This window comes from Acidiphilium sp. MT5, from assembly GCF_054767495.1.
On the sequence record NZ_BAABMR010000002.1, the window covers coordinates 138,425 to 158,612 of the forward strand.

Genomic DNA, 20,188 nt, shown 5'->3' on the forward strand with positions numbered 1-20,188 from the left:
TTAGGCGAGGTTGAGGCGGGCTTCGATGATGTCGGCGTCATCTTGGCTGTGGTGGAGCGAAAAGCCGAGATGTTGGACGAAGGCGAGCATGGGCGTGTTTTCGGCGAGGACCTCGCCGATGATGGTTTGCACGCCTTCGGTGCGTGCCCAGTCGATCAGGCGGTGCATCAGGGCTTCGCCGAGGCCGAGATGTTTGGCGGCGGGTTCGACGAGGATGGCGAATTCGGCTTGGGCGCCATCGGTGTCGGAGCCGACGAGGCGGGCGACGGCGTGGGTTGGGGGATGGGGCGCGTCGGGGGTTGGGGGGTCGGTGGCGATGAGGGCGAGTTCGCGGGTGTAGTCGATCTCGGTCATGCGGATGATTTGTTCGGGGGTGAGGCTGCGCATGGCGGAGAAAAAGCGGCGACGGATGTCTTCGGCGGGGATGCGGGCGAAGAGGTCCGCGTGGGCGGCGGCGTCTTCGGGGCGGATCGGGCGGATGATGAAGGGGCGGTTATGGAGGGTGAGGAATTCGACGCGGTGGGCGGGATAGGGGCGGATGGCGAGGGGGATGGCGGGTTCGCCTTCGGGGCGCAGATGGATGCGCGCACTGGCGGCGGCGATGCCAATGGGGGTGGCGAAGAGTGGGTCGATCTCGATGGAGGCGATGTTTGGCCAGTCGATGATGAGTTGGCTGGTGCGGACCAGGGTGGTGGCGAGGGCGTCGCGGTTGGCGAGGGCGAGGCCGCGGCGCAGGCGGAGCAGATTATCGCCGCCGGCGCGGGTGATGAGGGCTTGGGCGAGGGCGAGGTTGAGGGGCAGGAGTTCGACGGCGTTGTCGCTGCGTTCGGTGGGGTCGCGTCCGCCGGGGCCGAGGCTGATGATGGGGCCGAAGATGGGGTGGGATTTGACGCGGATCGAGAGTTCGCGGGCGGGTTGGATTTGGGATTGGACGACGAATAGGGCGCCGTCCGGCCAAGCGCCGCGTTGCTGCAGGCGGGTGGTGATGACGGTGGCGGCGGCGTGGGCGGAGGCTTGGTCGGGCAGGTCGAGCGCGACGGAGCCGTGCGGGCGGTGATGGGCGAAATCGGGGTGGGAGAGTTTGACGACGACGGGGAAGCCGAGTTCGGCGGCGGCGGCGGCGACGCCATCGGGGTCGGTCGCGATGCGGTAGGGCGGTGCGGCGATGCCGTAGGCGGCGAGGAGGGAAAAGGCTTGGCTTTGGCCGAGCCAGGTTTGGTGGGCGCGGGTGACATCGGCGAACAAAGCGCGGATGGTGGTGGCGTCCGGGGTGATTTCGACGATGGTGGAGGGCGGGAGTTCGCGGGCGGTGGCGCGGGCGTCGCGATGGCGGAGCAGGTCGGCAAAGCCACTCACGGCGTCTTCGGGGGTGGCGAAGGCGGCGAGGCCGGCGGCGCTGAGGCGATGGCGGAGCGGGCCGCCGGTGGATTCGCCGAGGACGGCGACGAGGAGTGGTTTGGTGATGGAGCGCGCGCAGGCGATGAGGGCGTCGATCGCCGCGTCATCATCCTGGTTATGGGAGGGGGCGTGGACGACGAGGATGCCGCCGACTTCGGGGGCGCCGGCGAGCAGGGCGGCGAGATCGGCGAGTTTGGTGCCGGCGACATCGAGCACGGCGATGGGGCCGGAGGCATCGGGCGCTTGGGCGAGGCCGAGGCTGAGCACGCGGCGGGTTTCATCGGTGAGGGTGGTGAGGGTGAGGCCGGCGGCGAGGGCGGCATCGGCGGCGAGGCGGGCGACGCCGAGGCCGTTGCCGAGGATGGAGAGCGAGCTGCCTTGGGCGGGGCGCGCGCGGATCAGGGTTTCGGCGGTGGCGAGGAAGGCATCGAACCGGGTGGTGAGCAGGATGCCGGCGCGCGAGAGGGCGGCTTCGTAGGCGCGCAGGCCGAGCGCGCTGGGATCGGCGAGGCGCGCACCGGGGGCGAGGGCGATGATCGGGCGCAGACGGGCGGCGGCGCGGGCGGCGGAGAGAAATAAACGCGGATCGCGCAGTTGGGCGATGTCGAGCAGGATCAGGCCGGTGCCGGGATCACGGGCGAGATTATCGAGCAGGCGGCCAAAGCCGATATCGGCGTTGCTGCCGATGCCGACGATGTGGGAGAAGCCGACGCCGTTGGGCTCGGCCCAATCGATGACGGCGCGGGCGATGGCGGCGGATTGGCTGAGCAGCGCGACGCGACCGGGTGGTGCGGGGCGCGGCGCGAGTAGGGCGTTCAGGCCGATGGCTGGGTTGGCGATGCCGAAGGAGCGGCCGCCGATGACGCGGATATGGGCGGCGCGGGCGGCGGCGCGCAGGGTTTCGGTGTCGATATCGGCGTAGATGATGGCGGGGCCGTTGAGTTTGCCGGTGAGGCGGGCCAGGGCCTTGGGGACGTCATCCGCGTGATCGGCGATTAAAGCGAGGTCGAGTTGATCGGTGACGGTTTCGGTGAGAGTGCCGGTGAACGCGCCCGCGGCGAGGCTGTGGCGGAGCGAAATGCCGTGTTTGGTGGTGGCGCCGGACAGCAGGATGCGGGTGGGGTGCAGCAGGGATTCTGGCTGCATTTGGTCCAGGCTAGAGGTGCCGATGGGTTGCAACGGGCGTTACGAGCCGGGGCCGATGATGCGGGGGGTGGGCAGCGACGCGCCGGCGCCGACATAGGCGGGGTTGGCGAGTTGCAGGCAGTTTTTGATCCGGTCATCGCGCGCGTGCAGTTCGGCGAGATGGTTGCTGATATATTGTGGGTCCGGCAGGCCGGAGAGCGGCGTGGCGAATTGATCGGGCCGGGAGAGATGGGCGAAGTGGCGGGCCGCGTAGATCGCGTTGGCTTGTTGGGTGCAGACGGCTTGGTCGGCCTGCTGGCTGGCGGAGGGTGGCGGGGCGTTGAAACTGCAGGCGGCGAGTGGGGCGATCAGGCCGAGCAGCAGGAGCGAGAGGCGGGGCATGGGGGACTCCGGGTTCAGGATGGTGAGAGCGGGTGGCGCAAGAGTAGATTTTGCACGGCAATCGGGTCGAGCGCGCCATCGGGATTGAGTGTGGCGAGGGCGGCGGCTTTGAGCAAGCGCGCATCGACCGGGCAGCCATCGCCGCGAAATTGCACATGCGGGCTGCACCATTCGGCGGCGGCGATCAGGGCGATCAGACCAAGCAGCCGCAGGCAGACCGAGATTCCGTGCGCGGTGGAGAGATCGGATGATTGATCGATGGCGCTGGCCCAGAGCCGGGCATCGTCATCGGTGAGGGTGATGGCGGCGCCGGTGGCAAACCGAAAGGCGCGGCGGGGGGCGGATTTTTGCTGTTTGGCGGCGTGGTGGGCGTGGCGGTGGGCTTCGTGCCAAGCGCGCTCAAGATCGCGCCCGGCGACTTTGGGCAGGCGCTCGGGGGCGAGCGGGACGAGATGCAGGGTGGCCCCGTCGGGGCCGGTGACGCGCTCGATCAGCGGCATGGCGGTTAGATGGCGATGCGCACGCCGAGTTCCACCACGCGATCCGAGGGGATTTGGAAGAATTCGATGGCGGAGGTGGCGTTGCGCAGCATGAACAGAAACAAAGCGCGGCGAATGAAGCCGAGCTTGGGCACGGTGGCTGGGACCACGGTTTCACGGCCCAGGAAATAGCTGGTTTGCATGGCGTTGAACGGGATGTTCTGCTCGCGCAAGAGGTCCAGCGTGCGGGGAATATTGGGGGATTCCATGAAGCCATAGGAGACGATCACCCGGTAGATGCCCGGCACCAGCTCTTCGGCGCGCACGCGATCATCGAGCGGGGTGATGGGGATATCGAGGTTGCGCACGGTCACGAAAAACACTGTCTCGTGCAGGACTTTGTTATGTTTGAGGTTATGCAGCAGCGAGGCCGGGGTATATTCGGGGTTGCCGGTGAGAAACACGGCGATCCCGGGGACGCGGACGATGCGCGATTGCGGCAGGCGCTTGAGGAATGAGGCGAGGGGCAAACTATCTTGCTGCCAGCGGGCGAAGAGCAGACTGCGACCGCGCCGCCAGGTGGTCATCAGCAGCACGATAGAGAGGCCGATGGCGAGCGGCACCCAGCCGCCTTCGACGATTTTCAGGGTATTGGCGCTGAAGAAGGCAATGTCGATCAGCATGAAAGCGCCCCAGACCGCGATGGTGCGCCAGAGCGGCCAATTATAGAGCCGGTAATAGACGATCGCGGCGAGGATGTTGGTGCAGAGGAAGGTGCCGGTGACGGCGATGCCATAGGCCGAGGCGAGGGCGTTGGAGGAGCCGAAACCGAGCACCAGCACCACCACGCCGGTGGCGAGGGCGGCATTGATTTGCGGGACGAAAATCTGGCCTTCTTCGGTCTGGTTGGTGTGGCGCACTTCCATGCGCGGCAGCAGGCCGAGCTGGACGCATTGGCGGCCCAGGGTGAAGGCGCCGGAGATGACGGATTGGCTGGCGATGATGGTGGCGATGGTGGCGAGGATCACCAGCGGGATCAGCCATTGATGCGGGGCGAGCAGATAGAACGGGTTGTCGGCGGCTTTATGATCGATGATCACCAAAGCGCCTTGACCGAGATAATTCAGCATCAGCATCGGCAGCACGAAAAACAGCCAGGTCAGGCGGATCGGGCGGCGACCGAAATGGCTCATATCGGCATAGAGCGCTTCCGCGCCGGTGACCGAGAGCACCACCGCGCCGAGGGCGGTGAAGGCCAGAAAATCATGCCGCAGGATGAAACGCAGGCCGTAAGTGGGGATCAGCGCGCGCAGAATGATCGGGTGGAGCAAAATTTCATGCAGGCCGAGTGCGCCGATGGTGAGAAACCAGAGCACCATGACCGGGCCGAAAAAGCGACCGACGGCGGCGGTGCCGCGCCGTTGCACCATGAACAGCCCGACAATCACGCCGATGGCGATGGGCATCACGAAGCGGTTGAAGCTGGGCGAGGCGACGCTCAGTCCTTCGACCGCCGAGAGCACGGAAATCGCCGGGGTGATCACGCCATCGCCCAGAAACAGGCCGGCACCGATGATGCCGATCAGCATCAGCGCGGCACGGGTGCGGTTTGAGCGGACGACGCGCTGGGCGAGCGCCATGAGCGCGAGAATGCCCCCTTCCCCATCATTATCGGCGCGCATCACGAAGGTGACGTATTTCAGGGTGACGGTGATGATCAGCGCCCAGAAAATCAGTGAATCCAGGCCGAAAATATCCTCATCATGCATACCGCCTTTGGTGACATAGCCGAGGCAGGCTTGCAGCGCGTAGAGCGGTGAGGTGCCGATATCGCCATAGACGATGCCGAGCACACCGATCAGGCCGGGGAGGGTTAGGCGGTCGCGCTCAGCGTTCATGATTTTGGCGCGCCGATCGGCGGGAGGGTATCGGTGATGCCGGCGAGGATTTCGGCGACGTGGCGGACATTGATCCGCTGATTGTCACGGGTGAGGGTGCCGGCGAGATTGAGCAGGCAGCCAAGATCGCCCGCGAGCAGGGTTGGTGCGCCGGTTGTGCGCGCATCGGCGGTTTTATCGGCGGCCATGCGGGCCGAGATGTCGGGATATTTGATGCAGAATGTGCCGCCAAAGCCGCAGCAGACTTCTGGTTCGGCCATTTCGACCAGCTCTAGCCCCTCGATTTGGCTGAGCAAGGCGCGGGGCTGGGATTTGACGCCGAGTTCGCGCAGGCCGGCACAGCTATCGTGATAGGTGACTTGGCCGGGATGGCGCAGGCCGAGCCCTTCAAATTTCATCACATCGACCAGAAAGCTGGTGAGTTCGAAGGTTTTGGCAGCCAGGGTTTCGGCGGCTTCGCGCAATTCGGGATCGTTGGTGAACAAATCGGGCATATGTTTGCGCAGCATGCCGGCACAGGAGCCAGAGGGAGCGACGACGTAATCATAGCCGGCGAGGGCTTTGATCAGCCCGGCGGCGAGATCGCGCGCGGTGGTGTGATCGCCGGAATTATAGGCGGGTTGGCCACAGCAGGTTTGCGCGCGCGGCACTTCGACCGCGCAGCCGGCGGCTTCGAGCAGCGAGAGGGCGGCAAAGCCGACGCTGGGGCGATAAAGATCAACAAGGCAGGTCACGAACAGCGCGACGCGGGGTTTGGGGACTGGGGTCATGGGATTAACCGGCGTTGGATGGGCTGATGGGACGGGGGAGCAAGACGTAGATTTGGCCGGTTTGCAAAAATGCACCGGCGGTGGCTTCGGCTTTGGCGCCGATGCCGAAGAAGATTTGTGCTGCATCCGCGCCCTTGGCGTCTACATCGATATCCTGGGCGGCGGTGAGACGGGCGAAGCCGGGTGCGCTGACATAGACTGGCGCGCCGAGCGGGATGGCGCCGGCGGCGACGGCGAGCGAATGGCGCGGGGTGAGGGGCACGCCGAGCGCGCCGGGCGCGCCGAGATGATGGGGGATATTTTTGATCCGCTTGAAGAACACGTAATTGCGATTTTGGTTCATGATGGCGGTGGCTTGGTGCGGATGGGCTTGCAGCCAAGTGATGATGGATTGCACCGAGAGGTCATTGGCCGGCAGATCGCCTTTGGCGGCGAGGATTTTGCCAATCGGCGTGTATTGTCGGCCATTGGTGCCATCGAACACCAGATCGACCAGCGTGCCATCGGGCAGGCGCATGCGGCCAAAGCCTTGTAATTGCAGCAAATAGGCATCCGATGCGGAGCGCAGCCAGCCGACCGCGTGGCCGCTGCCATTGAGGGCGCCCTGATTGATGGCGGCGCGCGAATAATAGGGGACCAGCTTTTGCAGGCGCAGCCGCCCCGTGAGGGTTTGGCCCTTCAGCGCCGGTTTGAAGCGACCGAGATTGATGGTGACCAGATCATCGGGCTTGCCATAGACCGGGAAATTATAGCCAGCGAGCGGGATTTCCGAGCCTTTGAACGACGGCTCGAAATAGCCGGTCAGGCGGGTGGCGGCGTTGCTGGCATAGGGAGCAAAATAGCGGGTGAAGAAAGTTTCGGCGGCGGCGGCATTGCCGGGCGGCACGGCTTTGGCGGCTTGGCAGGCGGGACGCCACGCGCCCGCCTGATTGATGGCGGGGATGCCGAGATTGGCACCGCCGAGTTTTTGATCTTCGGGCAAGACCGACAGGGCCGCGCAAGAGCGTTGGAAGGCGCGCAGCCCTGCTTGCGCTTGGGCGGCGGACCAGCCCGACAGGGTGGCGAAGCGGGTGGGGTGAAAGCCGGATGGGGCCTGTGCGCCGGTTTGCGCCTGGGGCAATTGGCACCCCGCGAGACCGAGGACGGCGAGGCTGGCCAAGGCACTTCGGATCAGGTTTTTTCGAGACTGCACGATTGGTCTCCCAAACAGCATGATTCGGGTTATCAGGGTCACGCGGCGCGATTAACCGCTGCGGGCGGCGGCGAGGCGCCAGACCGGATCGGCGCTGTTGAGCGTGCGCTCGAACGTCCAGAGATCGATCATTTCCACCACCGATTCGGAGCCGGCGATGACGACATTTTGGGCGTTGCGGGTGAAATTTTCCTGGTCTGAGATGATGCGCACCACGATGGCGGCGTGGCCTGCGATGATGTCCGCCTCATCGATCGTGGCTTCGACGATGGCTTTGATGCGGGTGATCTGGGTATCGCCCGCTTCATGGCGGGCGGTGATGGCTTGTTCGAAGGTGGTGTAGACTGGCGGGGTGAGCAGGGATTGCAGGAGCGGAAGGTCGCCACTCGCGAAGGCGGTGACGATTTGTTCGAAGGCGCGCACCGCTTGGTCGAGGAAGCTGACCGGCTCGAAGCGGGGATCGGCGGCGGCGATGCGGGCCAGGGCTTGGCCGACGATGGTGTGCGGCGGCGGGATGGGGCGACCGGGTTTGGGGCGCACCGGCTCGGCGATGCCATCGATCACCGGGCTGAGGCTGCCGCGCAGATCCAGGCTTGGCTGTTCGGGCAAAGGCGGGCGTTCGAAGCCGGTGCGCTTGCCGAGCACGCTGCGCAGGCGCAGCAGCAGGAAGGCGGCGACCAGCACCAGCATGACGATTGCGACGGGAAAGCCCTTATCCATGATCGATCCTTAGGGTGGCCGCACATGCGAGCATGCACGGGTGGGAGCGGGCCAGAGGCCCCGATTCAGCCGGTGGTGGCGGGTGAACCGTGAAAACGCGGCCTCTGTGTACGCCGGAGACGGGGGCTTCGCAACCGAGGCCTGCCGATGGATCAAGCATCTGTGGGTTTACAGTGCGGGGCGGCGGATTGTATCGCTACGGGATGATCCTGCTGCGCCACGGCCAAAGCGAGTTTAATTTGCATTTTTCAGCGACGCGGCGTGATCCGGGATTAATCGATCCGGTGCTCACGCCGCTTGGCCATGCGCAGGCCGAGGCGGCGGCGGCGGCGCTGGCCGACGCGGCGATTTCGCGGGTTATTGTGTCGCCTTACACGCGCGCCTTGCAGACGGCGGCGCCACTGCTGGCGCAGCGTGGGGTGCGCCCGGAGATTATACCCCTGGTGCGCGAGCGATTCGCCTTTAAATGTGACATTGGCAGTGCGCCTGCGGTGCTGGCGGAGCGGTTTCCATCGCATGCGCTGGATCATTTGCCGGTGCAATGGTGGCCGGAGGAGCGGGAATCGGAAGAGGCGGTGATTGCGCGGGCTGATCAGTTTCGGGCGATGATGGCGGCGGCGGATGATTGGCGCGAGACGGTGCTGATTAGCCATTGGGGGTTTATTTTGGCGCTGACCGGGCAATCGGTGATGAATGGGCAGTGGATCCGGTTTGATCCGCATGCGCCGCGACCGGAGGCGATTATCTGGCATCCTTAGGGGGGGTGATCGCTCAACTTGACATGGCGCTGTTACAATCGGGTTTTATACGCAAGGAACGACATGGCGGCAAAACAAGCGAGCAGCGCGGTGATGCGGTTGAAGCAAGGCGGGCCAATGCTGGGCTGGCCAATGCTGGGCTGGCCAATGCTGGGCTGGGCGGTGTTGGGCTGGGCGGTGTTGGGCTGGGCGGTGTTGGGATTGGCCGGTTGCACGGTGGGGCCGGACTTTCATCCGCCACAAATTTCGGTGCCGAGCCGGTTTGTCGCCCGCAGCAAGGCCGCACCCGCATGGCCGAAGCCGGGCTGGTGGCGCAATTTTGGCTCGCCGGAATTGGACCGGCTGATGGCGGCGGCGCGGGCGCATAATTTCTCGGTGATTGAGGCGGTGGATCAGTTGGAGGCGGCGAATGCGCAAATTCGCGTCTCCGGCGCGCCGCTGTTGCCAAGCATTACCGGCTCGGGCAGTGGCAATTTCCAGCAAGAAGGCGTGGGTGCTGCGGGGGCGGGTTCGAGCACGGGCGCGGGTGCTGGCGGGTTGCGGGGGGCGACGATTACTTCGCATCATTATAGCGGGTCGTTCTCGGCATCGTATGAGCTTGATTTTTGGGGCAAGAATCGTGATGCGCTGCGCGCCGCGCAGGCAAATGCGGCGGCGGCTGCGTTCAATGAAAAAACCGTGGCGCTGACCGAGGAAGCGGCGGTGGCGACCACCTATTTTCAGGTGTTAGCGGATGAGGATCAGCTCCATATTGCTGAGCAGAATTTGGCGGCGGCTTCGGCTTTGCTCAAGCAATTACGGGCGGAATATAAAGCGGGGGTGATTGATCAGCCGACGGTGGCGCAGCAGGCGGCTTTGGTGGCGGCGCAGCGGGCGACGATCCCGAATTTGACCTCGGCATTGCGCCAGCAGGCGATTGGGCTGGGGATTTTGACCGGCCAGGCGCCGGAATTTTTGCGGGTGCAGGGGGGTTCGTTAGCGGCATTGCATGTGCCGCCCTTGCAACCGGGATTGCCCTCGCAATTATTGGCGCGGCGGCCCGATGTGGCGCAGGCGACGGCGAATTTGATTGCGGCGAATGACAATGTGCGTGGCGCGATTGCGGCGTTTTTTCCCTCGATCAGCCTGACCGGGTCCGCGGGGTGGCAGAGTGCTGCGTTGAATACGCTGATTTCGCCGGGATCGTTGTTGCTCTCGGCGGCGTCATCGATCAGTCAGCCGATTTTTGAGGGCGGGGCGTTGAGTGGCACGCTCGCGGTGGATCGCGCGACCTATCGGGAGGATGTGGCGAAATATGAGCAGAGCGTGGTGCAGGCTTTCACCGATGTGGAAACGGCGATGACGGCGCTGCATTATGCCACGGTGCAGGAGCATTTACAGCGCATCGCGGTGCAGCGCGCGCAGGCGGCGTTAGCGGGGGCGGAGGCGCAGTTGCAGGCGGGGACTGTGGATGTCAGCACGGTATTGAACGCGGAGCAAACGGTGTTATCCGATCAGAATACGCTGGTGCAAGCACGGCTGACGCGGTTTCAGGCGGCGGTCAATCTCTATAAAGCGATGGGTGGCGGCTGGATCGGGCCGGGGGCCGCAGGTGATGCTGCGGCGCGTTCACAACAGATAGGGCGTTGAGATGGCACAGAGACGGCGGCGGGTTATTTTTCTTGGCATTATCGCCCTGCTGGTGGTGATTGTGGTCGTGCGGCTGGTCGCGGGGGGTGGGAAAAAGCACAAGCCCAAGGTTTTGGCGATCCCGGTGAAGGTGACGGCGGTTCGGCGGCAGGATGTGCCGGTTTATCTGACGGCGTTGGGCACCGTGGTGGCGTATCGCACCGTGGTGGTGCAGCCGATGATTACCGGGCCGCTCGCAAAAGTGCTTTTCCATGAGGGGCAGTTTGTGAAGGCCGGCCAATTATTGGCCGAGATTGATCCGGCCCCGTATCAGGCGGCGTTAGAGCAGGCGGAGGCAAAACTCGCGCAGGATCAGGCGAGCGCCGCCAACGCTGCTTTGCAGGCGCGGCAATATGCTTCGCTGGTCAAGCAGAATTATACCTCCAAGCAACAGGCGGCGACGGCGCAGGCGACGCTGCTGGAGGCGCAAGCGCTGGTCAAGCAGGATCAGGCGACGATTGCGACCGACAAGATTAATTTGGGCTATACCAAAATCAGGGCGCCGATTTCGGGTAAGACCGGGATATTGCAGGTGGATGCTGGCAATATCGTGACGCCGAATTTGACCAATGGGATTGTCACGATCAACACGTTGCAGCCGATTTCGGTGCAATTCAGCTTGCCACAGCAAGATTTGATGGTGCTGCGCCAGGCGATGAGCGCGGGGCCAGTGACTTTATTGGCGAGTGATGAGGGGGGTGGGGCGAGCGGCAGCAAGGGGGCTGCGGAGCGCGGGGTGTTATCGGTTTTGGATAACACGATTAATAGTTCGACCGGCACGCTGACGGCCAAGGGGCGGTTTGCCAATCAGGATGAGGGGCTGTGGCCGGGTGGTTTTGTCAATGTGCAGGTGTTGGTGAAGTCGATTGCGGGGGCGATGGTGGTGCCGCCGGATGCGGTGGAACAGGGGCCGGATGGTAGTTTTGTCTATTTGATTACGCCAGCGGCTAAGGACGCGAAAGCTCCAGCGGCCCAGGACGCAAAAGCTAAGGTGCAGCCTGTGAGTTTGGGCTATCAGGGGCGTGATGCGGTGGTGATTACCAAGGGGTTGAAGCCGGGTGATCAGGTGGTGACGGAGGGAGGTGCGCGCTTGAGTGATGGGTCGCCGGTGCAGATTGTCACGGCGGCGCCGCATCAATCATGAATATTTCGGCGCCCTTTATTGGCCGGCCCGTAGCGACTACGCTGCTGGCGATTGCGGTGTTGTTATTGGGGATTTTGGGGTATCGCGCCCTGCCCGTCTCATCATTGCCCTCGGTTGATTTTCCGACAATCCAGGTGATCACCAAATTGCCGGGAGCGTCGCCTGATACGGTTTCGAAATTGATTACCGCGCCTTTGGAGCGGCAATTTGGCGAAATTGCTGGGTTGGCGGCGATGAGTTCAATCTCGAGCCAGGGCACCAGCGCGATTACGCTGCGGTTTGATTTGAGTTTGAATATGGATACCGCCGCGCAGGATGTGCAGGCGGCGATTAATGCGGCCTCGGGCACGTTGCCGCCGAATTTGCAATATCCGCCGGTCTATAATGAAGTTAATCCGGCGGATGCGCCGATTTTGACGCTGGCTTTGACCTCGAAGACGGTGGCGATCGATCAGATTGCCAATGCCGCGCAAACATTGCTGTTGCAGAAATTATCGCAGGTGCGCGGCGTGGGTTTGGTGACGATTGAGGGCGATTTGCGCCGGGCGGTGCGCATTGAGATTGATCCGGTTCGGCTAGCTTCCTACGGATTATCGCTCGAAGATGTGCGCAATGCGATTGCTAATGCCAACCAGAATGGCGCTAAAGGCGGGTTTGACGGCAAAAATCAGGCTTATGCGCTGGGGGCCAATGATCAATTATCCTCGGCGCAGGATTATCGGGATGTGATTATTGCGTATCGCAATGGTGCGCCGGTTAAATTGAGTGCGGTGGGCACGGTGCGACAGGGGTTGGAGAATAACCTGGTCGCGGCGAGTTTTAACGGTGTTCCCGCGGTATTGGTGAATATCCAGCGCCAGCCGGGGGCGAATATTGTCTCGACCGTTGCGCGGTTGCAATCGACGTTGAAATCGATCGACGCGACCTTGCCGGCGGGTGTGAAAATTCAGGTGGTGGCGAACCGGACGGCGACGATCAAGGCCTCGGTGCAGGATGTGCAGATTACGCTGATTATTTCTGCGTTGTTGGTGGTGTTGGTGATCTTTTTGTTCTTGCCCAATCCACGCGCGGTGCTGATCCCGGCGGTGGCGCTGCCTTTATCGATTGTTGCGACGTTTGCGGTGATGAATGAGTTAGGGTTCCAGCTTGATAATTTATCATTGATGGCGTTGACCGTGGCCTCTGGCTTTGTGGTTGATGATGCGATCGTGATGATCGAGAATATTGTGCGCTATATTGAGGCGGGCGAGCCACCGCTGCGGGCGGCTTATTTGGGATCGCAACAAATTGGCTTTACCATTGTTTCGCTGACGGTGTCATTGATCGCAGTGTTTATTCCGCTGCTATTCATGCCGGGGGTGATTGGCCGGTTGTTCAGTGAATTTGCGGTGACATTGGCGGTGGCGGTGGTGATTTCGGCGGTGGTTTCACTGACCTTGACGCCGATGATGAGCGGGCGATTGCTGCGCCCGGCGGCGGAATCGCATCCCGGCAAGGTGGCGCGCGGGGCTGAGGCGGCGTTAGTGCGGGTGCGGGAAACTTATGAGCGGGGGCTGAATTGGAGCCTTGCGCATCAGCGTTTGATGATGGTGATTTTTGCGCTCACATTGGTGATCACCATGCTGATGTATGTGGTTATTCCCAAGGCTTTGCTGCCGCAGGAGGATACGGGTGAGATTGTTGCGGTGACGCAAGGGGCGCAAGGCGCCTCGCTCGCGGCGATGACGCGGTTGCAGGCGCAGGCGATCACGATTATCCGCGCCAATAAGGCTGTGGCGGGTGTTGCGTCGTTACTCGGCAGCGGGGCGACCAATCCGACGCCCAATACCGGGCGATTGACCATTGTGCTCAAGCCGATTGGTCAGCGCCCTGCCCTATCGGTGGTGATGACGCAGTTGCAAAATGCGCTGAAGGGCATTGCCGGTTTGCAGTTTTTTATGCAGCCGGTGCAAGATATTACCCTGTCTTCGCGCGTGTCGCCGACGCAGTATCAATATACGTTGACCGACACAAATCAGGCGGAATTGACGCGATGGTCGGCTAAGATTGAGGCGGCGATGAAGGCCTTGCCGCAACTGCGCGATGTGGTCAGCGATCAGCAGAATGAAGGGCTGGAGACGTATGTCGATGTGCATCGCACGGTTGCGGCACGGCTCGGCATTAGCATGGCGGCGGTGGAGAATGCGCTCTATGATGCGTTTGGCCAGCGGCAAATCTCGACGATTTATGCGCAGAATGCGCAATATCGGGTGGTGCTCGGGCTTGATCCACGGTTCATGACATCGCCGGCAGCACTTGCGGATATTTATATTCCGACCGGATCGGTCAGTAGTGCGTCGAGCAGCGGCGCGGTGGGGCCGGGTGCGGGGGTGAGTGGATCAGCGACCTTGAGCAGCACCACATCATCGAGTTCGGCGACCGCGCAGGTGCCGTTGGATCAGGTGGCGCAGATTAAAGAGATCAAAGCACCGCTTGCGATTTATCGGGAGGATCAATTTCCAGCGGTGACGCTCAGCTTTAATTTGGCGCCCGGCGTGTCATTGGGTGCGGCGGAGAGTGCCATTGCCAAGGCGCAGCAGAAATTGGCGGTGCCGGAGGGGATTAATGGGGCGTATGGCGGGGCGGCGGCGCAGTTTCAGGCCTCGCTGAGTGAGGAGCCGTTGCTGATTTTGGCAGCGATTGTGGTGATCTATATCGTGCTCGGCGTGCTTTATGAGAGCACGATCCATCCGATCACCATTCTCTCCACCCTGCCCTCCGCCGGGATTGGCGCGATGCTGGCGCTGATGCTGACCGGCACGCAATTTACCTTGGTGGCGTTGGTGGGTGTGGTGCTGCTGATGGGCATTGTGAAAAAGAACGGCATCATCATGGTAGATTTCGCGATTGAGGCGGAGCGGGTGCGCGGCTTGGCGCCGGTGGCGGCGATTACCGAGGCGGCGTTGCTGCGGTTTCGCCCGATTATGATGACCACGATGGCGGCGTTGTTTGGCGCGGTGCCGCTGGTGCTTGAAGGCGGTGCGGGGGCGGAATTGCGCGCCCCGTTGGGCATTACCATCATTGGCGGGTTGTTATTGAGCCAGGTTTTGACCTTGTTTACCACGCCGGTGATTTATCTCGCACTTGATCGCACGCGCCGCCGGGGACCCGCGATGGATTTGACACCCGTGGCGCAACCGTGAGTTTTTCGGCCCCTTTCATTCGGCGACCGATTGCGACCGGGTTGCTGGCGCTCGCGATTTTGCTCGCGGGGGGCTTGGCGTATCGGCTGTTGCCGGTCGCACCACTGCCGAGCATTGCGGTGCCGGCGATCGTGGTGTTTGCCTCCGAACCGGGCGCTGATCCGGCGACGATGGCGAGCACGGTGGCAGCCCCGCTTGAGCATACGCTGGGGATTATTCCAGGGGCGGACGAGGTGGATTCCACGAGTTCGGTGGGCAGCACCTCGGTTGTTTTGCTGTTCAGTACCAATACCAATATCGATGCCGATGCCCATGCGGTGCAGGCGGCGATTAACGCGGCGCTGCCGAATTTACCCTCGGATATGCCGAGCCGGCCTTATTATAAGGAGTTCAATCCGGCGGCGCGACCGGTATTGACCATGTCGCTGACCTCGAAGACGATTGCGCTGCCGAAGATTTATGATGTGGCGAATACGGTGCTGGTGCAGCGCCTATCGCAAGTGCCGGGGGTGGCGCAGGTTGATTTGTTTGGCGGCGAATCCCCTGCTGTGCGCATTCGCTTGCATCCACAGGCGCTGGCGGCGGCGGGGCTGACCGCGACGGATGTTTATAATGCGGTGAAAGGAGCAAATAGCCTGTCCCCGTTGGGGGTGATTGAGGGGCCGAACCGGGCGCATGTGATTGCGATCAATGGCCAGATCAGCCGGGCCTCGCAATATCGCAAGCTGGTGCTCAAGACCAGCAACGGTTCGATCATCACGCTCGGCGACGTGGCCTCGGTGATTAATGGGGTTTCCAACACGCAAGTCTCTGGCACGGTGAATGGCAAGCCGGGCTTGGTGCTGGCGGTGACCAAGACCGCCTCTGCCAATGTGATTGCGACGGCGGATGGGGTGAAAAAACTATTGCCCGAATTGCGGCGATTTATCCCGCCGGGGATGAAGCTGACGGTGATGACCGACCGGACCACCACCATCCGGGCGAGTGTGAATGATATTCAATATACGATTTTGATCACGATTTTATTGGTGCTGGCGGTGGTGACCTTGTTCATGCGGCGCTTGACGCCGACCATCGCCGCTGGGGTGACGGTGCCGTTATCGCTGGCGGGGACGTTAGCGGCGATGTGGGCGCTGGGGTTTTCGCTTGATAATTTCTCGCTATTGGCGCTGACGATTTGCGTGGGATTTGTGGTGGACGATGCGATTGTGATGATTGAAAACATCGTCACTCAACATGAGCAGGGCTATACTGGGATTGAGGCGGCGCTGCGCGGGGCGCGGCAAATTGGCTTCACCGTGTTTTCGATTACCGTCTCGTTGATTGTGGTGTTCTTGCCGATGACGCTGATGGGCGGGATTATTGGCGGATTATTCTATGAGTTTGCGATGACCATGTCGGTCGCGATTGCGATTTCGGGCGTGGTGTCGCTCACGGTGACGCCGATGGTGTGCGGGCATTTTATGGGGCGCACGCCGAAAGTGGGGCGCGATAGTGCGTTTGCGCGGCGGATTGACCGGGCGTATCGCGCGACGTTGGAGAGCTATATGCGCAGCCTTGATTGGGCGCTGGCGCATCGGATTTTGATGCTGCTGGTGTTTTTCCTGACCATTGGCTTGACGATTTTTCTTTATATCAAGGTGCCGAAATCGCTGATGCCGGAGGAGGATACCGGGTTGGTGATTGGCCAGACCATTGCCTCGCCGAACGTGTCATTTGACCGGATGCAGCGGCTGCAGGCGCGGGTTGTTGATATTATCCGCGCCGATCCGGCGGTGGCCTCGATCAGTTCGCGGGTGGGGGTGGCGAATGGGTTTTCTACCGCCAATCGCGGTCATATGTTTATCGGGTTGAAGCCGCGCGCGGATCGGCCCTCCGGGCAGGCGGTGATTGCGGCGCTGCGGCCCAAGCTGGCGCGGATTGCCGGGATTAGCACGCAATTGCAGGTGGCGCAGGATTTGTTCATTGGCGGGCAAAGCAATGGCGGTGAGTATAGTTTTTCGGTGCTGTCGCCCTCGGTGAGTGAATTGGAGACGGTGAGTTCGACGATTGAACGGCGGCTGCGGCAATTGCCGGGGATTGATAATATCTCCAGCGATCAGAACAAGGCGCAGACGCAGATTGAACTGGATATTGATCGGCGGGCTGCGGCGCGGTTGGGTGTCACAGTTGCGAATATCGATGGTGCTTTGGAAAATGCCTATGCGCAGCGCCAGATTTCGCGCATTTACCAAGATACCAATCAATATACGGTGGTTTTGAAAGTGCCAGCACCGCTCGATCAATCGCCGGTTGATCTGGATCATACTTTTGTGCCGGGACGCAGTGGGCCGGTGCCGTTGCGCGCGGTGGTGCGGGTGGGGCGTAGCACGGCGCCACTCTCGGTGACGCATGTGGGCGGGTTGCCCGCGGGAACGGTGAGTTTCAATGTGAAGCCGGGAACCACGCTGGGGGCAGCGGTCAGTTCGGTGAAGCAGGCGATTGCTGGAATGGCGTTGCCGCCGGGGGTGCGAATTCAGTTTGGGGGCAATGCTAAATATTTTCTGAAATCACTGCAGGATGAGCCGTTATTGATCCTGGCGGCGTTGGTCGCGATTTATATTGTGCTCGGCGTGCTGTATGAGAGTTTGACCCAGCCTTTGACGATTTTATCGACCCTGCCCTCGGCGGGGGTGGGGGCGTTGCTGGCCTTGCTGATTACCGGGATTCCGCTTTCGGTGATTGGGATTATCGGGATTTTCCTGTTGATGGGGATTGTTAAGAAAAACGGCATCATGCTGGTTGATTTCGCGCTGGAGGCGGAGCGGGTGCGCGGGCTTTCGCCGCGTGAAGCGATTGTCGCGGCGTGTGAAGAGCGATTTCGCCCGATCATGATGACCACGATTGCGGCGATGCTCGGCGCGTTGCCGCTCGCGCTGTCATTTGGCACGGGCTATCAATTGCGGCGGCCATTGGGGGTGGCGGTGATTGGCGGGTTGATCGTGTGTCAGGCGCTGACGCTCTATACCACGCCGGTGATTTATCTGGCGCTGACCGGGTTTGGCAAAAGGCGGGCGCGGAAAATTGGGATCATGCCGGATCAGACGCCCGCACCGGCAGAGTGACCGGCGCGGGGTTTGGGCGCGGGGTTTAGGCGCGAAATTATTCTGCAGCGTCGAGTGGTTCGGTTTTGGTTTCGTCTTTATTGGTGTGGAGTTCGGCCAGTTTTTTCTGAACATGGCTTGAGAACACATATTCGGCGGGCCGTTGGTGATCGAGGGGAATGTCAGCCGCCATCGGGCCTTCGGTGCGAATGCCTTGGATGGCGAGTTTCGCCATTTTCCAGGGGCGTTTCACCGAATCGACCACGGCGGTGGCCTCGAAGCCGGAATGGACCATGCAATCGGCGCATTTTTCGTAATTGCCGACGCCATATTTGTCCCAATCGGTGGTTTCCATCAGCTCCTTGAAGCTGCTGGCATAGCCTTCGCCGAGTAGATAGCACGGGCGCTGCCAGCCAAAGACGTTGCGCGTCGGGTTGCCCCAGGGGGTGCATTTATAGGTTTGGTTGCCCGCGAGGAAATCGAGGAACAGAGGCGATTGGTTGAATTTCCAGCTTTTGCCTTTGGCTTTGCGTTCTTTGCCCTGACGGAAAATGGCGCGGAACAATTCTTTGGTGCGCTGACGGTTCAAGAAATGCTCTTGATCGGGCGCGCGCTCATAGGCGTAGCCGGGCGAGGTCATCACACCATCGACGCCGATTTCATTGACCGTATCGAGGAAGCCAGCGACGCGGGTGGGATCAGTGCCATCGAACAAGGTGCAGTTGATCGAGACGCGGAAGCCTTTGGCTTTGGCGAGCTTGATCGCGGCGACGGCGCGGTCATAGACGCCTTCCTGGCTTACGGCATGATCATGCATGTCCTTATCGCCATCGAGATGGATGTCCCAGCAGAAATTTTTATGCGGCTGGTACTGATCGATCTTTTTTTCGAGCAGCAGCGCGTTGGTGCAGAGATAGATGAATTTGCCACGCGCGAGGATTTTCTCGACGATTTCCGGCATTTCCTTGTGCAAGAGCGGCTCGCCGCCGGCGATGGCGACGACCGGCGCGCCGCATTCATCGACCGCGAGCAGGGCATCGGCCACCGACAGGCGCTGATTGAGGATTGGCGCCGGATAGTCGATTTTGCCGCAGCCTGAGCAGGCGAGATTGCAGCGGAACAAGGGTTCCAGCATCAGCACCAGCGGGTAGCGCTTGCGACCGGTCAGATGCTGCTTGAGCACATAGGCGCCGACCTTGATCGCCTGGTTGAGCGGAACCGCCATGGAGAACTCCTTATATTACGCGAAATAGAGAAAAATCAGACGCCGATAACTTCAGACATCGGCCACTTTAGACATCGGCCACTTCGGCCGGCAATTTGAAGCGGACATCTTCGGGCGTGCCGGGCAAGGTTTCGATTTCGACGGTGCCGAATTGGCGCAGCCCTTCGAGCACGCCGCGCACCAGCACTTCCGGTGCGGAAGCCCCGGCGGTTACACCGACGCGATGAATTCCTTTGAACCATTCGGCTTTGAGATGGCCCGCATCATCGATCAGATAAGAGGGGCGGCCTAAATCCTCGCCAATTTCGCGCAGGCGGTTGGAATTGGAGGAATTGCGGCTGCCGACCACGAGGATCAGATCGACCTGTTCGGCGAGATGGCGCACGGCTTCCTGGCGGTTTTGCGTGGCATAGCAAATATCGCGCACATCGGGGCCGTTGATGGAGGGGAAGCGCTCTTGCAGCGCGGTGATGATGCCGCGTGTGTCATCCACCGAAAGGGTGGTTTGGGTGATATAGGCCAGTTTATCGGGGTCGCGCACCGTGAGAGCGGCGACATCCTCGACGGTTTGCACCAGATAGACCGTGCCATCGATTTGGCCGATGGTGCCTTCGACCTCGGCGTGGCCAGCATGGCCGATGAGCACAATTTCGCGCCCCTGGCCAGCATAGCGGCGGCCTTCGGCATGGACTTTGGCGACCAGCGGGCAGGTCGCATCGATCACCGGCAGGTTGCGATCGGCGGCGGCGCGCTGGACGATGCGGGCGACGCCATGGGCGGAGAACACGGTGATCGCGCCATCGGGCACTTCGGCGAGTTCATCGACAAAAATCGCGCCACGGGAGCGCAAATCCTCGACCACGTGGCGGTTATGCACGATCTCGTGGCGGACATAGATTGGCGGGCCGAATTTCAGCAAGGCGCGTTCGACGATGTCGATGGCGCGTTCGACGCCGGCGCAGAAGCCGCGCGGCTGGGCGAGCATGACTTTCATGGCGGGCAGCGCGCCCGCTGCTGAGTCGGTCGGCTCGTGCAGCGCCATTGTGGGGTGATCCATCGCTCTATCGACCTTTCGCCGTTACATCTTTGCCGTTACATCTTTGCCGTTACGATTCACGCTGTTACACCATGCGTCAGCTTTCCC

The 20,188-nt window shown here is 61.9% G+C and carries 14 protein-coding genes; 5 read left to right on the forward strand and 9 right to left on the reverse strand.

Annotated elements, in window-relative coordinates:
- From ACYUCQ_RS02760 to ACYUCQ_RS02790, 7 genes are read right to left on the reverse strand one after another with little or no spacing between them, the layout of a single operon-like run.
- Positions 1-2,544, reverse strand: a complete 2,544-nt coding sequence (locus ACYUCQ_RS02760; protein ID WP_460252972.1) for a bifunctional acetate--CoA ligase family protein/GNAT family N-acetyltransferase — start codon at positions 2,542-2,544, stop codon at positions 1-3.
- A 39-nt stretch (positions 2,545-2,583) separates the two neighbouring features.
- Positions 2,584-2,925 carry a hypothetical protein gene (locus ACYUCQ_RS02765; RefSeq protein ID WP_460252973.1) on the reverse strand — a complete coding sequence of 114 codons (342 nt, stop codon included), beginning with the start codon at positions 2,923-2,925 and terminating at the stop codon, positions 2,584-2,586.
- A 14-nt stretch (positions 2,926-2,939) separates the two neighbouring features.
- Positions 2,940-3,425, reverse strand: a complete 486-nt coding sequence (locus tag ACYUCQ_RS02770) for a hypothetical protein (RefSeq protein WP_460252974.1) — start codon at positions 3,423-3,425, stop codon at positions 2,940-2,942.
- Positions 3,426-3,430: 5 nt separating this feature from the next.
- Entirely contained in the window at positions 3,431-5,302 is a 1,872-nt protein-coding gene (locus ACYUCQ_RS02775) for a potassium transporter Kup (protein WP_460252975.1), read from the reverse strand.
- Complete coding sequence (locus tag ACYUCQ_RS02780) at positions 5,299-6,072, reverse strand: (Fe-S)-binding protein (protein ID WP_460252976.1); 774 nt, start codon at positions 6,070-6,072, stop codon at positions 5,299-5,301. Before ACYUCQ_RS02780 ends, ACYUCQ_RS02775 begins: the two co-directional genes overlap by 4 nt.
- Positions 6,073-6,076: 4 nt before the next feature.
- Positions 6,077-7,264, reverse strand: coding sequence for a murein transglycosylase A (gene mltA, locus ACYUCQ_RS02785; protein WP_460252977.1), 1,188 nt, complete (start codon positions 7,262-7,264; stop codon positions 6,077-6,079).
- Between the two features lie 51 nt (positions 7,265-7,315).
- On the reverse strand, positions 7,316-7,984 hold the full coding sequence (locus ACYUCQ_RS02790) for a Tim44/TimA family putative adaptor protein (RefSeq protein ID WP_460252978.1): 669 nt from the start codon (positions 7,982-7,984) through the stop codon (positions 7,316-7,318).
- A 203-nt stretch (positions 7,985-8,187) separates the two neighbouring features.
- Between ACYUCQ_RS02790 and ACYUCQ_RS02795 the strand changes: the two genes are divergently transcribed.
- From ACYUCQ_RS02795 to ACYUCQ_RS02815, 5 genes are all read left to right on the forward strand, one after another.
- Positions 8,188-8,742 carry a histidine phosphatase family protein gene (locus tag ACYUCQ_RS02795; protein WP_460253221.1) on the forward strand — a complete coding sequence of 185 codons (555 nt, stop codon included), beginning with the start codon at positions 8,188-8,190 and terminating at the stop codon, positions 8,740-8,742.
- 63 nt (positions 8,743-8,805) lie between these two features.
- Positions 8,806-10,371, forward strand: a complete 1,566-nt coding sequence (locus tag ACYUCQ_RS02800) for an efflux transporter outer membrane subunit (protein WP_460252979.1) — start codon at positions 8,806-8,808, stop codon at positions 10,369-10,371.
- A gap of 1 nt (position 10,372) precedes the next feature.
- Entirely contained in the window at positions 10,373-11,554 is a 1,182-nt protein-coding gene (locus tag ACYUCQ_RS02805; protein ID WP_460252980.1) for an efflux RND transporter periplasmic adaptor subunit, read from the forward strand.
- Entirely contained in the window at positions 11,551-14,736 is a 3,186-nt protein-coding gene (locus ACYUCQ_RS02810; RefSeq protein WP_460252981.1) for an efflux RND transporter permease subunit, read from the forward strand. The genes ACYUCQ_RS02805 and ACYUCQ_RS02810 overlap by 4 nt, the downstream gene beginning before the upstream one ends.
- Positions 14,733-17,840: an efflux RND transporter permease subunit gene (locus ACYUCQ_RS02815; protein ID WP_460252982.1), complete on the forward strand. Its 3,108-nt coding sequence runs from the start codon at positions 14,733-14,735 to the stop codon at positions 17,838-17,840. The genes ACYUCQ_RS02810 and ACYUCQ_RS02815 overlap by 4 nt, the downstream gene beginning before the upstream one ends.
- 37 nt (positions 17,841-17,877) lie before the next feature.
- Here the strand turns inward: ACYUCQ_RS02815 and hpnH are convergent, their stop codons facing one another.
- Entirely contained in the window at positions 17,878-19,044 is a 1,167-nt protein-coding gene (hpnH, locus tag ACYUCQ_RS02820; RefSeq protein ID WP_460252983.1) for an adenosyl-hopene transferase HpnH, read from the reverse strand.
- A gap of 67 nt (positions 19,045-19,111) precedes the next feature.
- On the reverse strand, positions 19,112-20,101 hold the full coding sequence (ispH, locus tag ACYUCQ_RS02825; RefSeq protein ID WP_460252984.1) for a 4-hydroxy-3-methylbut-2-enyl diphosphate reductase: 990 nt from the start codon (positions 20,099-20,101) through the stop codon (positions 19,112-19,114).
- Positions 20,102-20,188 lie beyond the last annotated feature (87 nt).

What these genes read in the sequence shown, in the direction of transcription:
- ACYUCQ_RS02800 (WP_460252979.1), top strand. Translation starts at nt 8,806, where the DNA reads ATGGCGGCAAAACAAGCGAGCAGCGCGGTGATGCGGTTGAAGCAAGGC.
- ACYUCQ_RS02780 (WP_460252976.1), bottom strand. Translation starts at nt 6,072, where the DNA reads ATGACCCCAGTCCCCAAACCCCGCGTCGCGCTGTTCGTGACCTGCCTT.
- ispH (WP_460252984.1), bottom strand. Translation starts at nt 20,101, where the DNA reads ATGGATCACCCCACAATGGCGCTGCACGAGCCGACCGACTCAGCAGCG.
- ACYUCQ_RS02765 (WP_460252973.1), bottom strand. Translation starts at nt 2,925, where the DNA reads ATGCCCCGCCTCTCGCTCCTGCTGCTCGGCCTGATCGCCCCACTCGCC.
- ACYUCQ_RS02760 (WP_460252972.1), bottom strand. Translation starts at nt 2,544, where the DNA reads ATGCAGCCAGAATCCCTGCTGCACCCCACCCGCATCCTGCTGTCCGGC.
- ACYUCQ_RS02810 (WP_460252981.1), top strand. Translation starts at nt 11,551, where the DNA reads ATGAATATTTCGGCGCCCTTTATTGGCCGGCCCGTAGCGACTACGCTG.
- ACYUCQ_RS02775 (WP_460252975.1), bottom strand. Translation starts at nt 5,302, where the DNA reads ATGAACGCTGAGCGCGACCGCCTAACCCTCCCCGGCCTGATCGGTGTG.
- ACYUCQ_RS02770 (WP_460252974.1), bottom strand. Translation starts at nt 3,425, where the DNA reads ATGCCGCTGATCGAGCGCGTCACCGGCCCCGACGGGGCCACCCTGCAT.
- ACYUCQ_RS02805 (WP_460252980.1), top strand. Translation starts at nt 10,373, where the DNA reads ATGGCACAGAGACGGCGGCGGGTTATTTTTCTTGGCATTATCGCCCTG.
- hpnH (WP_460252983.1), bottom strand. Translation starts at nt 19,044, where the DNA reads ATGGCGGTTCCGCTCAACCAGGCGATCAAGGTCGGCGCCTATGTGCTC.
- ACYUCQ_RS02790 (WP_460252978.1), bottom strand. Translation starts at nt 7,984, where the DNA reads ATGGATAAGGGCTTTCCCGTCGCAATCGTCATGCTGGTGCTGGTCGCC.
- ACYUCQ_RS02795 (WP_460253221.1), top strand. Translation starts at nt 8,188, where the DNA reads ATGATCCTGCTGCGCCACGGCCAAAGCGAGTTTAATTTGCATTTTTCA.